The 16695-nt window shown below is 71.7% G+C and carries 15 protein-coding genes; 9 read left to right on the top strand and 6 right to left on the bottom strand.

Going from position 1 to position 16695, the window contains the following annotated elements:
* Positions 1 to 957 carry a carbohydrate ABC transporter permease gene (locus MUN74_RS03450; RefSeq protein WP_244855023.1) on the top strand — a complete coding sequence of 319 codons (957 nt, stop codon included), beginning with the start codon at positions 1 to 3 and terminating at the stop codon, positions 955 to 957.
* Positions 954 to 1859, top strand: coding sequence for a carbohydrate ABC transporter permease (locus MUN74_RS03445; RefSeq protein WP_244855022.1), 906 nt, complete (start codon positions 954 to 956; stop codon positions 1857 to 1859). The genes MUN74_RS03450 and MUN74_RS03445 overlap by 4 nt, the downstream gene beginning before the upstream one ends.
* A 110-nt stretch (positions 1860 to 1969) precedes the next feature.
* On the opposite strand, the gene MUN74_RS03440 is transcribed toward MUN74_RS03445, so the two are convergent.
* A complete protein-coding gene (locus MUN74_RS03440) occupies positions 1970 to 2266 on the bottom strand; it encodes a GIY-YIG nuclease family protein (protein WP_244855021.1) in 297 nt (98 codons plus the stop codon).
* Positions 2267 to 2450: 184 nt separating this feature from the next.
* Positions 2451 to 3107, bottom strand: coding sequence for a GntR family transcriptional regulator (locus MUN74_RS03435; RefSeq protein WP_244855020.1), 657 nt, complete (start codon positions 3105 to 3107; stop codon positions 2451 to 2453).
* Positions 3108 to 3270: 163 nt separating this feature from the next.
* Here MUN74_RS03435 and MUN74_RS03430 point away from each other — a divergent pair, with 163 nt between their 5' ends.
* Genes MUN74_RS03430 through MUN74_RS03410 form a run of 5 tightly spaced genes read left to right on the top strand, consistent with a single transcriptional unit; the run spans position 3271 to position 10607 of the window.
* A complete protein-coding gene (locus MUN74_RS03430) occupies positions 3271 to 5415 on the top strand; it encodes a beta-galactosidase (RefSeq protein WP_244855019.1) in 2145 nt (714 codons plus the stop codon).
* A gap of 6 nt (positions 5416 to 5421) precedes the next feature.
* A complete protein-coding gene (gene gcvPA, locus MUN74_RS03425; protein ID WP_244855018.1) occupies positions 5422 to 6822 on the top strand; it encodes an aminomethyl-transferring glycine dehydrogenase subunit GcvPA in 1401 nt (466 codons plus the stop codon).
* Positions 6819 to 8468, top strand: a complete 1650-nt coding sequence (gene gcvPB, locus MUN74_RS03420; protein ID WP_244855017.1) for an aminomethyl-transferring glycine dehydrogenase subunit GcvPB — start codon at positions 6819 to 6821, stop codon at positions 8466 to 8468. Before gcvPA ends, gcvPB begins: the two co-directional genes overlap by 4 nt.
* A gap of 2 nt (positions 8469 to 8470) precedes the next feature.
* Complete coding sequence (locus MUN74_RS03415) at positions 8471 to 9859, top strand: ATP-NAD kinase family protein (protein WP_244855016.1); 1389 nt, start codon at positions 8471 to 8473, stop codon at positions 9857 to 9859.
* Positions 9849 to 10607, top strand: a complete 759-nt coding sequence (locus tag MUN74_RS03410; RefSeq protein WP_244855015.1) for an SDR family NAD(P)-dependent oxidoreductase — start codon at positions 9849 to 9851, stop codon at positions 10605 to 10607. The genes MUN74_RS03415 and MUN74_RS03410 overlap by 11 nt, the downstream gene beginning before the upstream one ends.
* A 140-nt stretch (positions 10608 to 10747) precedes the next feature.
* Here the strand turns inward: MUN74_RS03410 and MUN74_RS03405 are convergent, their stop codons facing one another.
* Genes MUN74_RS03405 through MUN74_RS03390 form a run of 4 tightly spaced genes read right to left on the bottom strand, consistent with a single transcriptional unit; the run spans position 10748 to position 14934 of the window.
* The gene (locus MUN74_RS03405) at positions 10748 to 11131 is read right to left on the bottom strand and encodes a RidA family protein (protein WP_244855014.1); all 384 of its coding nucleotides are present in this window, start codon (positions 11129 to 11131) and stop codon (positions 10748 to 10750) included.
* A gap of 56 nt (positions 11132 to 11187) precedes the next feature.
* Positions 11188 to 11919: an IclR family transcriptional regulator gene (locus MUN74_RS03400; RefSeq protein WP_244855013.1), complete on the bottom strand. Its 732-nt coding sequence runs from the start codon at positions 11917 to 11919 to the stop codon at positions 11188 to 11190.
* A 1-nt stretch (position 11920) separates the two neighbouring features.
* Positions 11921 to 13633 carry an N-acyl-D-amino-acid deacylase family protein gene (locus tag MUN74_RS03395; protein WP_244855012.1) on the bottom strand — a complete coding sequence of 571 codons (1713 nt, stop codon included), beginning with the start codon at positions 13631 to 13633 and terminating at the stop codon, positions 11921 to 11923.
* 8 nt (positions 13634 to 13641) lie between these two features.
* Positions 13642 to 14934, bottom strand: coding sequence for an alanine racemase (locus MUN74_RS03390; RefSeq protein WP_244855011.1), 1293 nt, complete (start codon positions 14932 to 14934; stop codon positions 13642 to 13644).
* A gap of 76 nt (positions 14935 to 15010) precedes the next feature.
* Here MUN74_RS03390 and MUN74_RS03385 point away from each other — a divergent pair, with 76 nt between their 5' ends.
* Together MUN74_RS03385 and MUN74_RS03380 are read left to right on the top strand one after the other, a co-directional pair.
* The gene (locus tag MUN74_RS03385) at positions 15011 to 15961 is read left to right on the top strand and encodes a sugar kinase (RefSeq protein ID WP_244855010.1); all 951 of its coding nucleotides are present in this window, start codon (positions 15011 to 15013) and stop codon (positions 15959 to 15961) included.
* Positions 15958 to 16578: a bifunctional 4-hydroxy-2-oxoglutarate aldolase/2-dehydro-3-deoxy-phosphogluconate aldolase gene (locus tag MUN74_RS03380; protein WP_244855009.1), complete on the top strand. Its 621-nt coding sequence runs from the start codon at positions 15958 to 15960 to the stop codon at positions 16576 to 16578. Before MUN74_RS03385 ends, MUN74_RS03380 begins: the two co-directional genes overlap by 4 nt.
* Positions 16579 to 16695 lie beyond the last annotated feature (117 nt).

Raw genomic sequence — 16695 nt, 5'->3', positions numbered from 1 at the left:
ATGGCCTCGCCGACGCTCACCACGGGTGGGCGGGGAACGGCACCCGCCCGGGGCATCCGAAACCTGAAACCGGATGCCCCGGGCCGCCGCCGGTCGCTGGGGCGACGCCTCCAGCGGCCGGGGGCGTGGTTCGCACTCCCCGCCGCCGCCCTGCTCGTCATCTTCTTCGCGTACCCGCTCGTCACCTCGCTCTGGCAGAGCTTCTTCGCCACCTCGGGCGGGGTGTCGACCTGGGTCGGGCTCGAGCAGTACGCGCGGCTCTTCGAGGACCCGCTCGTCGCGAAGAGCCTCTTCAACGCCCTGCTCATCCTCGTGGTGCAGGTGCCCCTCATGATCGGCCTCGCGCTCGGTCTCGCGTACCTGCTCAACCAGGCCTGGCTGCGGTTCAGGTCGGGGTTCCGGCTGCTGACCTTCCTGCCCGCGGTCACGACGCTCGTCGCCTACGCGGTCGTCTTCAAGGTGATGCTCGCGACCGACGGCGGAGCGGTCAACCAGATGCTCGGCCTCGTCGGCGTCGCGCCCGTCGACTGGCTCAACAACGAATGGTGGGCGCGCGTCGCCCTCATCGGAGCCATCACGTGGCGGTGGACCGGTTACAACATGGTCATCATCCTCGCGGGGTTGCAGTCGATCCCCGGCGAGCTTTACGAGGCGGCCCGCATCGACGGCGCCGGGCGCTGGCAGATCTTCACGAGGATCGTCATCCCGCAGCTGCGGCCGGTGCTCATCTTCACGACGGTCACCTCGACCATCGGCGCGCTGCAGCTCTTCGACGAGAACTGGATCCTCACCGAGGGCGGCCCGAACGACGCGACGCTGACGCCCGTGCTCTACCTGTACAAGGTCGGGTTCCGGCAGTTCGACTTCGGGTACGCGTCGGCGATCGCCTGGATGCTCGTCGTCATCACCGCGATCATCTCGATCGTGCAGTTCCGCCTCATGAGGGAGAAGCCGTGACCGCGACGAGCGCCCTGACCGCCGTCAATCCCGCCGTGGGGGTGCCCCGCGAGGAGCGGCCCTCCGGCCCCGGGCCGGCACTGCGCCGGGGCATCCTGCGCCTGCCCGTCTACCTCGTGCTCGTCGTCTCGAGCGTGCTCGCGGTCGTGCCGTTCCTCTGGATGGTGATCGCGTCGACGCACTCGACGCCGGAGCTCTTCGGCACGCCGCTCCCGGTGCTGCCCGGCGACCAGTTGTGGGAGAACCTCGCGCGCCTGCAGGAGTCGGTGAACTTCAGCCAGGTGATGCTCAACAGCTTCGGCGTCGCGGTCGTGTACACCGTGTTCTCGTCGGCGGTGAGCGTCATGGCCGGGTACGGGCTCGCGACGTACCGGTTCCGCGGGCGGGGTGTGCTGCTCGGCGTCGTGCTCGTGACCATGATGATCCCGATGCAGGTGCTGCTCGTGCCGCTCTTCCAGATGATGGCGAGCGCGGGGCTCATCGACACGTACCAGGCGGTGATCCTGCCGTTCCTCGCGAACGCGTTCGGCATCTTCCTGATGCGGCAGGCGTTCCTCGACTTCCCCGTTACGCTCATCGAGGCGGCCCGCATCGACGGGGCGGGGGAGCTGCGCACGTTCTGGCGCATCGTGCTGCCCGTCGCGCGGCCGCAGCTCGCGGCGCTCGTGATCTACACCTTCATCAGCCAGTGGAACTCGTTCATCTGGCCCCTGCTCATGCTCAACACCGAGGACAAGTACACGGTGCCGGTGGCGCTCAACACGATGATCGGCATGTCACGGGTCGACTACTCGGGCCTCATGCTCGGGTCGCTGCTCGCCACGCTGCCGCTGCTCGTGCTGTTCCTGGTCTTCCAGAAGCAGTTCGTCTCGGGCCTGCTCGGCGGGGCCGTGAAGGGGTAGGAGGCCGGGTCGGTCGAGTAGGCGCGAAGCGCCGTATCGAGGCCACCCGGCGGTCGGTCGAGTAGGGCGCGAAGCGCGTATCGAGACCACCGGGGAGCATGCTCTCGCGCCTACTCGTCCGCCTTCTTCGGGAACCGCTTCCTCGCGAGCTCCGGCAGCAACTCGAACCGCCCCTCGATCAGCGCCGACCGTTTCGCACGGCCCCACCCCTGTACGTGCTTCTCGGCGAAGTACGCGTCATCGATCCGGTCGAACTCGTGCTGGAAGACGAGCGCCACCGGGCGACGTCGTCGCGTGTACTCGGCGCCAGCGCCCGAGTTGTGCTCGGCGAGGCGGCGGTCGAGGTTCTTGGTGCTGCCGACGTAGTACGAGCCGTCGCGGCACTCGAGGATGTACATGAAGGCCATTCGGCGATCATCACGGGTCGTCGGCGACATGGATGCCTCGCGGCCGTGATTCACCGAGGCATCAGTGCTCGACGCTCGTGGGGAGGACGAGTGGTGGTCTCGATACGGCGCTGCGCGCCTACTCGACCGACCGACGGGAGCGGTGGTCTCGATACGGGCTTCGCCCTACTCGACCGACCGGCTGCTACGCCGTGAAGTAGGGGCTCGAGGCGTTGTCGAGGATGCGGCGCATGCCGTGCAGCCAGTTGATCTTGAGCGCCGCGACGGCGCCGGGAACGTCACCGTCGGCGAGACAGGCGGCGATCGCGGCGTGCTCGGCCGCGACGCGCTCGATCATCACGTTGTTCGGCACGAGCAGCGACTCGTAGCGGTGGAAGGCGCCGCGCACGCTCTCGATCACGTCGAGGAGTCGGCGGTTGGGGCAGGCCGAGAGCATGATGCCGTGCCACTCGTCGTCCTTCGTGACCACGAGGGCGTGCTCGACGACCTCCTGGTCGAACTCGGCCGCGAGCGTCGACAGGCGCGCGCCGATCTTCCGCAACTCGTCGACGGGGCTGAGCTCGAGGGCGAGGCTCTCGAGCGCCGCCATCACGGGCGCGAGGTCTTCGAACTCGCTGGCGCTGAGCGGCACGAACCGGAACCCCTTGCCGTTCTCGCTCGTGATCTGACCCTCGCTCTCGAGGGCGATGAGCGCTTCGCGCAGGGGGGTGCGACTGACGCCGAGCTCGCCGGCGAGCTGCACCTCGTTGATGCCCTCGCCCGGCTGCACCTCGCCGGCGCGCATGCGTGCGAGCAATTCCTCACGGACCTGCGAGCGCAGGTTCTTGCGTTCGATCGCCATGAAGATCGCCTTTCAGGCCGCGAGCGGCCGTTCGTCCGTCGCGGCAAGCCTAGGGCCGAGGCCGGGCTTGACCGCTTCCGGCATCCGGTTTACGGTGTCTGTATACAGAATACATTCTGCATCGCAGATGTACACCCCCGCGCACACTCAGAGAGGAGCAGGTGTGACCGACGAGTCCCCTCGAGCGATCCGCCTCGACGCGCTCGCCTACGGCGGCGACTACAACCCCGACCAGTGGTCGGAGGAGGTCTGGCACCAGGACATCCGCCTCATGCGCGAGGCCGGGGTCAACATCGTGAGCCTGCCGGTCTTCTCGTGGCCGCAGCTCGAGACAGCTCCCGGCGTCTACGAGTGGGACTGGCTCGACCGCATCATCGACCTGCTCTGGGCGGGCGGCATCGCCGTCGACCTCGCGACCGCGACCGCGACGCCGCCGTCGTGGCTCATTCGTTCGCACCCCGAGATGCTGCCGTGGAACGAAGCCGGTCAGCGCCTCGAATTCGGGTCGCGGCAGGCGTACTGCCCGAGCTCGCCGGTCTGGCGCGAGAACGTCGCGCGGATGACGCGGGCGATGGCCGACCGGTACGGCGACCACCCCGCCCTCGCCCTCTGGCACGTCTCCAACGAGTACGGCGACCACGTGTCGCGCTGCTGGTGCCCCGAGTCGTCGGCGCACTTCCGTCGCTGGCTCGAGGCCCGCTACGGCGACCTCGACGGCCTCAACGAGGCCTGGGGCGTCAACGTCTGGGGCCAGCGCTACACCGACTGGGCGCACATCGAGGCGCCGCGCCGCTCGACCGGCCCGGTGAATCCGACGCAGCTCCTCGACTTCGAGCGCTTCTCGTCCGACGCGCTGCTCGAGCTCTTCCAGCTCGAGGTCGACATCCTCCGCGAGATCACCCCCGAGATCGGCGTCACCACGAACTTCATGTCGATCCTGCGCGACCTCGACTACTGGAAGTTCGCCGCCGCCGAGGACCTCGTCACCGACGACGCCTACCCCGACCCGGCCGACCCGCTCGCGCACGTGCCGGCCGCGCTCAACTACGGCTACATGCGCTCGCTCAAGGGCGGGCAGCCGTGGCTGCTGCTCGAGCAGGCGCCGAGCGGCGTCAGCTGGCGCGACGTGAACGTGCCGAAGGCGCCGGGCCATTACCGCATCGGAAGCCTGCAGGCGATCGCGCACGGCTCCGACGGCGCGATGGTGTTCCAGTGGCGGCAGGCCAAGTACGGGCAGGAGAAGTTCCACTCCGCGATGGTCGGGCACCGTGGCGAGGCATCCCGCTCGTTCCAAGAGGCGAAGGCGTTCGGCGCCGAGCTGAAGCAGCTCGAGCCCGTGCGAGGCAGCCGGGTGCGCTCGCGCATCGCGCTCGTCGTCGACCACGACTCGTGGTGGGGCTCGTCGGCCACCGAGTCGCTGCCCTCGCAGCGACTGCAGTGGCTCGCCCAGACGCGCGCCTGGCACGCTGCGCTGCACGCGCTCGGCCACGCGGTCGACACCGTGCGCGCCACCGGCCCGCTCGACGGGTACGACGTCGTCGTGGTGCCGAATCTCTACGTCGCGGATGCTGCGCAAGCGCAGGTGTTCTCCGACTTCGTCGCCAGAGGCGGGCAGCTCGTCGTCGGCCCGTTCTCGGGCGTCGTCGACGACACCGAGAAGGTGCACGACGGGGGAGCGCCCGGTCCGCTGCGTGGACTCCTCGGCATCGAGGTCGACGAGCAGTGGCCCGTGGCCGACGGGCTCGCCGAACGCGTCGCGTTCTCCGCCGGCGGCGAGTTCGACGTCCCCACCTGGGGCGAGTGGCTCGAGGTGCACGACGGCACCGAGGTGCTCGCGCGGTACGCGTCGGGTGAGCTCGACGGGCGCGCTGCGATCACGCGGCGCGCCGTCGGTGGTCTCGATACGGCGCTTCGCGCCTACTCGACCGACCGACCCGGCGCCGCCTGGTACGTGAGCTGCGTGCTCGAGCACGACGGGCTCGTCGCGCTGTTCCGCGACGCGCTCGCGGCGGCGGGTCTGCCGGCGCGCGAGCGCATCGACCTCGACCTCGAGGCCGTCACCCGCAGCGACGAGACGACCGACTACACCTTCGTGCTCAACCACGGCCGCCGCGAGATCACGGTCGACGTGCCGACGGGCGCGAACGACCTGCTCGGTGGCGAGGGTCTCGAAACGCTCCGCTCCTCGACCACCGGTGGCCGCACCACCCTGACGCTCCCGCGCTTCGGCGCCGCCGTGCTCGCGACCCCGCGCGCGGCGGAGCCGCCCTTCATCACCCTGTCCCACGCACACGACACGAACGACTGAGGCACCATGACCGACACCTTCGTCCATCCGTACATCCCCAACACCGCACCCGCCACGAAGCAGGCGATGCTCGACGCCGTCGGCGCCGCATCGACCGACGAGTTCTACGCCGACGTGCCCGCCGAGCTCCGCCTCGGACGAGCGCTCGACCTGCCGGCGCCGCTCGTCGCCGAGCAGGACCTCGCCCGCCACGTGCGCGGCCTGCTCGCGAAGAACCGCTCGACCGACGAGCGGCTGAGCTTCCTCGGCCACGGCACCTACCACCACTACGTGCCCGCCGTCGTCGACGAGGTGATCAACCGCAGCGAGTTCCTCACCGCGTACGCGGGCGAGCCGTACGAGGACCACGGCCGGTTCCAAGCCCTGTTCCAGTACCAGTCGCTCATGGCCGAGCTCCTCGCGATGGACGTCGTGAACGTGCCCACCTACGACGGTTACCAGGCCACGGCGACGAGTCTCGCCATGGCCGGGCGCATCACCGGTCGCCGCCGCGTACTGGTCGCGAGCGACGTGCTGCCCGCCAAGTACTCGAAGGTGCTCGACTACGTGCGCGTGCACCTCGACCTCGAGCAGGTCGAGACGGTGAACGGCACGGCGGATGTCGCGGCCGTCGCCGCACGACTGGGCGACGACGTCGCGGCCGTGTGGATCGAGACGCCGAGCGTGACCGGCGCCGTCGAGGCGTCGCTGCCCGCGATCGCCGAGGCCGCGCACGCGGTCGGGGCGGTCGTCGTCGTCGGCACCGACCCGATCGGCTACGGCGTGCTCACCCCGCCCGCCGAGCAGGGCGCCGACATCGTGTGCGGCGACATCCAGTCGCTCGGCCTGCACCAGTGGTTCGGCGGCGCGCACGGCGGATTCATCGCGGTGCACGACGACCCGACGTTCGTCATGGAGATGCCCTCGCGCCTCTTCGGCCTCGCGACGACCGACGTGCCGGGCGAGGTCGGCTTCGGCGACGTCGCCTACGAGCGCACCTCGTTCGCCCTCCGCGAGGAGGGCAAGGAGTGGGTCGGCACCGCCGCCGCCCTCTGGGGCATCGCCGCCGGCGTCTACCTCGCGCTCATGGGCCCGCAGGGCATGCGCGACCTCGGCGAGCTTCTGCTCGCCCGCACGCGGTACGCCCAGCAGCAGCTCGCCGCCATCCCGGGCGTCGCGCTCGGCGACGAGGCCCTGCACCTGCGCGAGTTCACGATCGACGTGGCCGGCGCGGGGCTCACCGCGCAGGGCGTCGTCGAGGCGCTGCGACGCCAGGGCATCGAGCCCGGCGTCGTGCTCGGCGAGCACGAGCTCGTCGTGTGCGTAACCGAAGTCACCGGCCAGGCCGACATCGACCGGCTCGCCGCCGCGATCGGCGCGCTCGCCGGGGCATCCACCGTCACGACCACCAAGGAGGACCGCGCATGACGCTCCCCATCGCCCCCAAGCCCGCGATCCGTCGCTTCCACCAGGCCAGCTGGGACGAGCCGGTCATCTTCGAGCTCTCCACGCCGGGCGAGCGTGGCGTGCTCGTCACGCCGATCGAGCCGGGCGTGCGCGAGGTCGTCGGCGACATCGTCGCCGACCTGCCCGCGGGGCTGCGCCGCGCGGTCGCCCCCGCTCTCCCCGAGATGGGGCAGCAGCGCGTGCTCAAGCACTACCTGCGCCTCTCGCAGGAGAACCTCGGCGCCGACCTCAACGTCGACATCGGCCAGGGCACCTGCACCATGAAGTACTCGCCGAAGATCAACGACCAGTTGATCGGCGTGCCGCAGCTCACCGCGATGCACCCGCTGCAGGATCCGGCCGACGCGCAGGGCGTGCTCGAGATCGCCTGGAACCTCGAGCGCATGCTCGCCGAGATCTCGGGCATGGACGAGGTGTCGCTCCACACCCAGGGCGGCTCGGCCGCGATCTGGTCGAACATCGCGATGATCCGCGCGTATCACGAGGCGAACGGCGAGGGCGAGCAGCGTCGCGAGGTCATCACGACGATCTTCAGCCACCCGTCCAACGCGGCGGCGGCGAAGGCGGCGGGCTACGACGTCATCACCGTGTTCCCCGACGCCGACGGCTACCCCGACCTCGCGGCCCTCAAGGCCGCGCTCTCGCCCCGCACCGCCGCGATCATGGTCACCAACCCCGAGGACACCGGCATCTACAACCCGGCGATCAAGCAGTGGGTGGATGCCGCGCACGAGGTGGGTGCGCTCGCCTCGTACGACCAGGCGAACGCGAACGGCATCCTCGGCATCACCCGCGCCCGCGACGCCGGGTTCGACGTGTGCCACTTCAACCTGCACAAGACGTTCTCGACCCCGCACGCGTGCGGCGGTCCGGGTGCCGGTGCCAACGCGGTGAGCGCCGCGCTCGCGCCGTTCCTGCCGGGTCCGCGCATCGTGCGGTCGGTGGATGCCTCGGGGTCGGCGTCGTTCGACGTGCAGCAGGCCGGCCCGCAGTCGATCGGCGCGGTCGCCCCGTTCCACGGCGTGATCCCGAACATCGTGCGCGCCTACTCGTGGATCATGGCCCTCGGTGCCGAGGGCCTCCTCGCCGCCGCCGAGATCGCCGTGCTCAACAACAACTACCTGCTCAAGAAGGTCACCGACATCCCCGGCGCCTCGGCGCCGTACGCCGAGGGCCGTCGCCGCATCGAGCAGGTTCGTTACTCATGGCAGGAGCTCTTCGAGGACACCGGCATCTCGTCCGAGGAGATCGGCATCCGCATGACCGACTTCGGCATGCACTACTGGACGAGCCACCACCCGTACGTCGTGCCGCAGCCGTTCACGCTCGAGCCGACCGAGTCGTACTCCATGGCCGAGATCGACGAGTACGTCGCCACGCTCGCCGAGGTCGCGCGCGAAGCCCGTGAGGAGCCCGAGGTCGTGCGCACCGCGCCGCACAACCAGACCGTGCACCACACCCACCACGACGACCTCGACGACCCCGAGCGCTGGGCCATCACGTGGCGGGCCTACCAGCGCAAGTACTTCGGCTCGGTCGGTCGAGTAGCGCAGCGTATCGAGACCACCGAGACCACCGAGGCCCCCGCTGCGGAGCCGGCCGCCTGAGCATGCTCGCCCTCGTCGTGAACCCCGTCGCCGGGGTCGGCGGTCCCGCTGGGCTCGCCGGCTCCGACGGCGCGGCCGTGCAGGCGGAGGCCGCCGCGCGCGGTGCCGCACCGCAGGCGGGCGAACGGGCGAGGCTCGCGCTCGAGGTCGTCGCTTCCGCTTCGCGGGTTGCGGAGGGAGCGCAGCGACCGTCTCGAAACCCGGCCGACCTGGGGCGCCCGGTCGTCCTCACCGCCGCCGGCCCGATGGGCGAGGACGCGGTACGCGCCGCAGGCCTCGAGCCGCGCGTCGTCTACCGGCCGGCCGGCGCCGACCCCGAGGCGTCCGGGTGCACGACCACACCGACGGACACGACCGCCGCCGTGCGCGCGCTCGTCGCCGCCGGCGCCACCCTCGTGCTCTTCGCGGGCGGCGACGGCACCGCGCGCGACGTGGCCGCGGGCCTCGGCGCGGACGCCGCGCTCGCTTCCGTAGGAACTTCTGCCCGACACGCCGAGCCGACGGCCGCCGACACCGGCGTGTCGGCGAGAAGTTCCTCCACACGGGAGGCAGGCGTGTTGGTCGGCGACGCGGCGGCTGCACGGGTCGCCGCCCTCGGCATCCCCGCCGGCGTCAAGATGTACTCACCCGTCTTCGCCGTGAGTCCGCGCGCGGCCGGCGCGCTCGCCCAAGCGTGGGTCGAGGCATCCGAGACCGGCGCAGCCCTGCCCCTGCAGGAGCGCGAGGTGCTCGACATCGACGAGGCGGCCATGCGGCGTGCCCGCGTCGAACCGCGCCTCTACGACACCATGCTCGTGCCCTACCGGGCGGGCCGCACCCAGTCGCGCAAGGCGGCGACGCCGACGAGCGAACATGCCGCGGTCGTCGGCGCGGCACGCGGTGCCGCCCGCGAGATGCGGCCCGGCATCCGCTACCTGCTCGGGCCGGGCGGCACGATGGCCGAACTCGCCCGCGAGCTCGGCATCGAGAAGACCCCGCTCGGGGTCGACGTCGTGCTCGACGGCCGGGTCGTGCTCGCGGGTGCGAGCGAGCGCGAGCTCGTCGACGAGATCTCGCGCGGGCCGGCGAAGGCCGTCGTCAGCGTCATCGGCGGGCAGGGCTTCCTGCTCGGACGCGGCAACCAGCAGCTCTCGGCACGCGTGCTGCGCCTGCTCGACGACGACCCGCTCGTCGTCGTCGCCCCCGAGCAGAAGCTCATCGACCTCGGCGGGCGCCCACTGCTCGTCGACACCGGCGACCCGCACGTCGACGCCCGCCTCGCGGGGTTCGCGCGCGTGATCACCGGCCCCTCCACCACGAGCGTCTACCCGGTGCAGGCACCCGACGCCGAGGCAGCCGACCAGACTGACAACACCAACCCCCACACCGAAGGAGAAGGCCATGCGCCTTGAGAACAAGCAGGCCATCGTCACCGGCGGCGCGGGCGGCATCGGCCGCGCGACGTCGATCGCGCTCGCCGCCGAGGGCGCGAAGGTCGCCGTCGTCGACCTCGACCTCGAAGCCGCGCAGGCCGTCGCCGACGAGATCCGCGAGGCCGGCGGCACCGCCGTCGCGATCGGCGCGGACGTCGCGAGCGAGGCCGACATCGAACGGGTCGTGCAGACCGTGGTCGACGAGTTCGGCGGCGTGAACGTCGTGTTCAACAACGCGGGGATCATCCGCCGCACGACCGCCGTCGAGACGACCGTCGAGGAGTGGGACCGCGTGTTCGGCGTGAACGTGCGGTCGATCTTCCTCATGTGCAAGCACGTCGTGCCGATCATGGCGGCCGCGGGCGGCGGCTCGATCGTCAACACCGGCTCGGGCTGGGGCCTCAAGGGCGGCGGCCAGGCGATCTCGTACTGCGCCTCGAAGGGGGCCGTCGTCAACATGACCCGCGCGCTCGCGATCGACCACGGCCCGCAGGGCATCCGCGTCAACTCGGTGAACCCGGGCGACGTGAACACCGGGATGCTGCGCGACGAGGCACGCCAGCTCGGCCAGGCCGAGGACGGGTTCCTCGCCGAGGCCGCCGACCGGCCGCTGCGGCGCATGGGCGAACCGCGTGAGATCGCCGCGGCGGTCGTGTGGCTCGCGAGCGACGAGTCGAGCTACGTCACCGGTTCGGCGCTCGTCGTCGACGGCGGCGGCATCGCCTGACGAACTCGTCGGTCGAGTAGGCGCGCAGCGCCGTATCGAGACCACGGATGCCGGGGAACCGGTTGTTTCGAGATGCGCTTCGCGCTACTCGACCGACCGGTGGTCTCGATACGCGCTTCGCGCTACTCGACCGGCCGGCGTCAGCCCTGCGGGATCGCGGCGACGACGTCGATCTCGACGAGGATGTTCGCGAGTCGCGAGCCGACCGTGGTGCGCACGGGGTACGGCTCGGTGAAGAACTCGGCGTACGCCTCGTTGTACTCCGCGAAGTCGGCGAGGTCCTCGAGGTGGGCGGTGACCTTCACGACGTCGTCGTGGGTGAGCCCGTACTCGGCGAGCACCGCGCCGATGTTGCGCAGCACCTGGCGGGTCTGCTCCTTCACGCCGCCCTCGACGACGAGCCCGGTCGCCGGGTCCTGCGGGCCGAAGCCCGCCGTGTACAGGAATCCGTTCGCGACGACGCCGTGGCTGTAGGGCCCGGCCGGCTTCGGCGCGTTCGAGAGGGTGACGGCGGTCTTGGACATGGGGTTCCTCCTGTGTGTGGGTGGTCGAGGGGGATGCCTCGGCCGAGGCATCCGGTTCAGCCGAGCTCTCGCGAGATGAGCTCGGCGGTCTCCCGCATCGCGGGCAGGTCGGCCTTCAGCCGGTCGAGGTCGGCGACCATGCGGATCGCCGTGACCGAGAGCGCGCCGACGATGCCCATCGAACTGCGGATGGGCACGGCGATGCAGTTCACGAAGGCCTCGAACTCTCGGTCGTCGGTCGCGTAGCCGCGGGCGGAGACGAGCGCCAGTTCGCGGTCGAGCCGCTCGCGCGAGTCGATCGTGAGGTCGGTGTACCGCTGCCAGACGACGCCGTCGAGCACCGCGTCACGGCCCGCCCGGTCGAGGTCGGCGAGGATCGCCTTGCCGACCGCCGAGCAGTAGGGGATCACGGCGCGACCGATGCGCGAGTACATGCGCACGCCGGACTCGTCCTCGGCCTTGTCGACGTAGACGATCGAGCGGTCCATGAGTGCGGCGAGGTGCACGGTGTTGCCCGTGCGGCGCTGCAACCGGCGCACGTGCTCGGAGCCGGCCTCGCGCAGGTCGAGCGAGTCGAGCGCCTGCTTCGAGAGCGCCGCGAGCTGCGTGCCGAGGGTGTACCGGCCCGAGCCGCGCTTGCGCACCCAGCCGACCGACTCGAGCGCCTGCAGCTCGCGGAACATCGTCGACCGGTGCAGCGAGAACTCCTCGGCGAGCTCGGCGACCGTCCGCGGGTCGGCGGCGATCGCCTCGATGATGCGCGCCGCGCGCGTCACGCTCTGCGACATGTCAGCCCTCCCTTCCAGATCCGGGTTGGGGAGGGAGCGCAGCGACCGTCTCGAAACCTGACCCCGGGTTTCGGGACGCTTCGCTCCTCAACCCGCTGACGTTCGTCGACCGCCGAAGCCCCATGCCCGGTGTCGCCCCGGTGAGCTCGCCGCCCGCGAGCACGGGCACGCCCGCGACGAACACGTCGTCGATGCCCTCGGCGAGCCCGAGCGGCGCGTCGTATGCCGCGCGCGGGCCGACGTGCGAGGGGTCGACGAGCACGAGGTCGGCGATCGCGCCCTCGCGCACGACGCCTCGATCGCCGAGTCCGAACCGCTCGGCCGCGCGCGCGGAGACGAGGGCCGCGGCATCCGGCCAGCTCATCGCCCCCTGCTCGCGCACGAGCAGCGAGAGGTACCTCGCGAACGACCCGCGCGCCCGCGGATGAGGATGGCGGCCGAGGAAGATGCCGTCGGAGCCGCCGATCGCGCTGGGCAGCGAGAGGATCGCCGCAAGCTCGTCGTCGCTGCGCTCGTGCTGCACCGCCATCACGACGTTGACCTCGAGCCGCGACGCCACGAGCACGTCGAGGGCGAAGTCGATCGCATCGGTGTCGACGCCCGTGCGCCGGGTCGCCTGCACCGCGCCCTCGGCGAGGGTGAGCCCGTGCGCCCAGTCGTACTCGGGCGCCGCGACGTGCGCGAGTGTGAGCATGGCCGGCCAGTCGGGCCCGAGGCTCGCGTAGCCGGTGATCGTCGGGAACCAGTCGCGGCGCAGCCGTCGGCGCGAAGCGGGATCGGCCAGCACGGCGACCACCTCGTCGGCGGGGCGCACGGTGAGCTCGGCGGGCAGGATCGGCATCGCGAGGATCGAGCAGCCACGCGTGTAGGGGTAGGCGTCGAAGCTCGCGTCGACGCCCGCGGCCGCGAGACGGGCGAGCTGGTCGCGAACGATGCCGGGTTCGGCGTGGAAGTGCGACACGTGCACGCGCACCCCGCCGGCCGCGGCGATCGCGGCGATCTCGTCGATGCCCGCGGCCGAGTTCGCCTCGTAGCCGCCGCGCATGTGCGAGACGTACACGCCGCCCGCATCGGCGACGGGCCGGGTGAGTTCGGCGAGCTCGGCGGCATCGGCGAACACACCGGGAACGTAATCGAGACCGGTCGAGAGGCCCGCGGCGCCGTCGTCGAGGCCGGATGCGACGAGGTCGCGCATCTCGTCGAGCTCGGCGCGGGTCGGTGATGCGGTCGAGCGGCCCATCACGGCGAAGCGGACGGTGCCTGCCGGGACGAGGGTGGCGACGTTGAGCGCGGTCGCGCCGTCGTACCCGGCGAGGAGGCCGGCGATGCCGCCGCCCGCGTAGTGCGGGTGCGGTCCGTTGATCGCCGCGAAGTACTCGGTGCCGTAGACGCCGTCGCCCGGGGCGAAACCGACCCCGTCCTGACCGCCGATGACGGTCGTGACCCCCTGGCGGAGCAGTGCGAGCTGCACCTCGGGGACGAAGACGGCCGCGTCGGCGTGCGAGTGGGCGTCGACGAAGCCGGGCATGAGCAGCCGCCCGCCCGCGTCGACCATGGTCGTGGGTTGAGGAGCGAGCGCAGCGAGCGTCTCGAAACCCGCACCTGACGTCTCGACGATCCGCGCGACCCGCCCGCCCTCGAGCAGCACGTCGTGCAGCCCGGGCCGTTCGCCGGTCGCGTCGACGACGCGCGCATTCGTGATCAGCACGGTCACAGCGGGCCTCAGAAGTACGTGCGCACGAGGTCGACGACGCGGTCGCTGCCGGCGTGCTCGACGACGGGGATCCACCGCCACTTGTCGAACGCGGTGCACGGGTGTGAGAGGCCGAGCGCGACGACGTCGCCGATGCCGACCGGGAGCACGCCGCCCGCCTCGGCCCGCAGGTACGCGTGCTGGTCGTTGACGGCGGTGACGGATGCCTCGCCGAGGGGCCGCACGTCGGCGCCCGGTTCGGCGGCGACGCCGAGCGGCACCGGCATCCCCTCGTCGTACGGCAGGTCGCGCTTGCCCCCGTCGAGCAGGGCGAGCCCGGGTTCGGGATGCGACACGATGCGGGCGTGCCCGCGCATCGCCGGGGTGAGTTCGGCGTCGATGGGGGAGATGCCGCGGTAGAAGCCCTCGTCGTGCACGAGCGACGCGCCCGAGCGCAGCACCCAGCGCGTCGCGTGCACCTCGGCGTCGGCCTCGATCCCGGGTCCGAAGACGTCGGCGACGAGGTCGAGGTAGGCGCTGCCGCCGGCCGTGACGACGAGCGGGCCGTCGGTCGGTGCGGCGAGCCGGCGAACCTCGTCGTGCAGTTCGAGCAGGTCGGCGAGGTAGTCGCGCACGGCGGCGACCGCGACCGAGGAGCGGTCGTGACCGAGGCTGCCTTCGTACCCGGCGACTCCGGCGAGCCGGAGTGCGGGGGAGTCGGCCACTCGGCGGGCGATCTCGACCGCCTCGTCGAGTCCGCGGGCTCCCGTGCGACCGCCGCCGGCGCCGAGCTCGACGAGCACCGCGAGCGGGCGCGCCGGTGCGTCGATCGCCGCCGCGAGCCCGCGCTCCATCGCCTCGACGGTCTCGATCGAGTCGACCCACGACCAGAACTCGAACGACGCGTCGGCGGCCTGTTCGGCGGCGAGCCACGCGAGCGCATCGGGTGCGACGAGCGCGTTCGCGAGCATGATCGAGCGAACTCCGAACGAGCGGGCGGTGCGCACCTGGCCCGGGGTCGCGAGGGTGAGGCCGGTCGCGCCGGCCTCGAGCTGCAGACGCCACAGGGCCGGGGCCATGGTGGTCTTGCCGTGCGGCATGAGCTCGAGCCCGCGTTCGGCGCACCAGCGCTGGATGGTCGAGGCGTTGTGCTCGAGCGCTGCCCGGTCGAGTGCGAGCAGGGGAGTCCAGAACTCGGCGAGCGTCGGTGCGGTCGCGAGGAACTCGCGCACGCTGAGGCCGGCGGCACGGGCCGGTAGGCCCTTGTCGCTCGACTCGAGGCGGGTGTCGGCGGTCTCGGCGAGCGGCGTGAGGCGGGACATCCGGTGCGCTCCTTCGGTATGTTGCGAATGCTGCAACGCGTTTGCGCAACGCGTGCACACCGGTCAGCATAGACCGGTGACCGCCGCCCCGCAGCCCGAGCTCATCGCCGTCGGCGAGACGATGGCGCTCGTGACACCCGCCCTCGCCGAGCCGCTCGAGCGAGCCGTCGACTTCCACGTCGAGGCGGCCGGCGCCGAGTCGAACGTCGCCTCGCACCTCGCCGCACTCGGCCACGCCGCGGCCTGGGCCGGTCGCGTCGGCGACGACGCGCTGGGCCGCCGCCTCGTCGCCCAGCTCTCGACCCGCGGCGTCGACGCCAGCCTGGTCGAACGGGATGCCGCGGCGCCGACCGGTCTCTATGTCAAGGATCCGGGCAACGGTGTGCAGTACTACCGCGCCGGCTCCGCCGCATCGCGCATGTCGCCCGCGTTCGCCGAGCGGCTGCCGCTCGACGGCGTTCGCGTGGTGCATCTGAGTGGCATCACCGCGGCACTCTCGAGTGACTGCGACGCGATGCTCGACGCGCTCGTCTCCCGTGCCCGCGCGGCGCGGGCGCTCGTGAGCTTCGACGTCAACCATCGCGCGGCCCTGTGGTCGTCGACCGCGGCCGCTGCGCGACGCCTGCGCGCGCTCGCCGCCGCCGCCGACCTCGTCTTCGTCGGACTCGACGAGGCGGCCCGGCTGTGGGGCACGTCCACCCCGAGTGACGTGCGCGCCCTCCTCCCCGAGCCCGGCCGGCTCGTCGTGAAGGACGGCGACGTCGGCGCGACGGAGTTCGGGCGCGCCGCCGACGGCACCGACGGTGTCGCACATGCCGCGGCGCACGCGGTCGAGGTGGTCGAAGCGGTCGGAGCGGGCGACGCGTTCGCCGCCGGCTACCTCGCCGCGCTCCTCGAGGGTCGCGATGCCGCCGCGCGACTCGGTACCGGTCACGATCGCGCCGTGCTCGTGCTCGGCGAGACGAGCGACTTCCCCCGCGGCATCCCGACCGCAGCACGTCAGAGCACCGAGGAGCCGACGCCATGACGACCATCGACAACCGCGCCTTCGACACGCTGCTCGCGGGTCGCCCGCTGATGGCGATCTTCCGCGGCCTCGGCGTGGAGCGCAGCCTCGAGCTGGCGCGTCAGGCGTGGGCGCTCGGCATCGACGTCGTCGAACTGCCGATCCAGTCGGCGGAAGACGTCGAGGCGCTCGCCGCCGTCGCCGAGGCCGGGCGCGCCGAGGGGCGCATCGTCGGTGCCGGCACCGTGGTCGCCAGGCGTCACGTCGACGAGGCCCGCGCCGCGGGTGCCGCCTTCACGGTCAGCCCCGGCTTCGACGAGCGAATCGTACGTGCGTCGTTCGAGGCGGGCCTGCCGCCGCTGCCCGGCGTCGCGACCGCGACCGAGGTGCAGCAGGCGATGTCGCTCGGCCTCACCTGGCTGAAGGCGTTTCCCGCGTCGCTCCTCGGACCGGCCTGGTTCGGCGCGATGGCCGGCCCGTTCCCCGAGGCACGGTTCGTCGCGACGGGTGGCATGGATGCCGCCAACGCCGGCGTCTTCCTCGCGCGGGGTGTGCGCACCGTCGCCGTCGGATCGGCGCTCGAAGACCCCGAGCAGTTGCCCGCGCTGGCCGCGCTGCTCGCGTCGCGCTCCGCGTAGGGGCGGGGCGGGCCGTTCCGCGGACCTGATCGCGCCGTCATCGATTCCGGCTGCCCTCTTACTATCAAGAAAGTTTCCTGTTACATTTGCGTCGAACCCGATGCGAAGGAGCAGGGA

This window comes from Agromyces sp. H17E-10 (genome assembly GCF_022919715.1).
GTDB lineage: Bacteria > Actinomycetota > Actinomycetes > Actinomycetales > Microbacteriaceae > Agromyces.
The sequence above is the reverse complement of the archived record's forward strand: the minus strand, read 5'-3'. Positions and strand labels throughout refer to the sequence as shown.

Coding starts and splice junctions, on each gene's coding strand:
- MUN74_RS03450 (WP_244855023.1), top strand. CDS start 1: ATGGCCTCGCCGACGCTCACCACGGGTGGGCGGGGAACGGCACCCGCC.
- MUN74_RS03440 (WP_244855021.1), bottom strand. CDS start 2,266: ATGGCCTTCATGTACATCCTCGAGTGCCGCGACGGCTCGTACTACGTC.
- MUN74_RS03435 (WP_244855020.1), bottom strand. CDS start 3,107: ATGGCGATCGAACGCAAGAACCTGCGCTCGCAGGTCCGTGAGGAATTG.
- gcvPA (WP_244855018.1), top strand. CDS start 5,422: ATGACCGACACCTTCGTCCATCCGTACATCCCCAACACCGCACCCGCC.
- gcvPB (WP_244855017.1), top strand. CDS start 6,819: ATGACGCTCCCCATCGCCCCCAAGCCCGCGATCCGTCGCTTCCACCAG.
- MUN74_RS03415 (WP_244855016.1), top strand. CDS start 8,471: ATGCTCGCCCTCGTCGTGAACCCCGTCGCCGGGGTCGGCGGTCCCGCT.
- MUN74_RS03410 (WP_244855015.1), top strand. CDS start 9,849: ATGCGCCTTGAGAACAAGCAGGCCATCGTCACCGGCGGCGCGGGCGGC.
- MUN74_RS03405 (WP_244855014.1), bottom strand. CDS start 11,131: ATGTCCAAGACCGCCGTCACCCTCTCGAACGCGCCGAAGCCGGCCGGG.
- MUN74_RS03400 (WP_244855013.1), bottom strand. CDS start 11,919: ATGTCGCAGAGCGTGACGCGCGCGGCGCGCATCATCGAGGCGATCGCC.
- MUN74_RS03390 (WP_244855011.1), bottom strand. CDS start 14,934: ATGTCCCGCCTCACGCCGCTCGCCGAGACCGCCGACACCCGCCTCGAG.
- MUN74_RS03380 (WP_244855009.1), top strand. CDS start 15,958: ATGACGACCATCGACAACCGCGCCTTCGACACGCTGCTCGCGGGTCGC.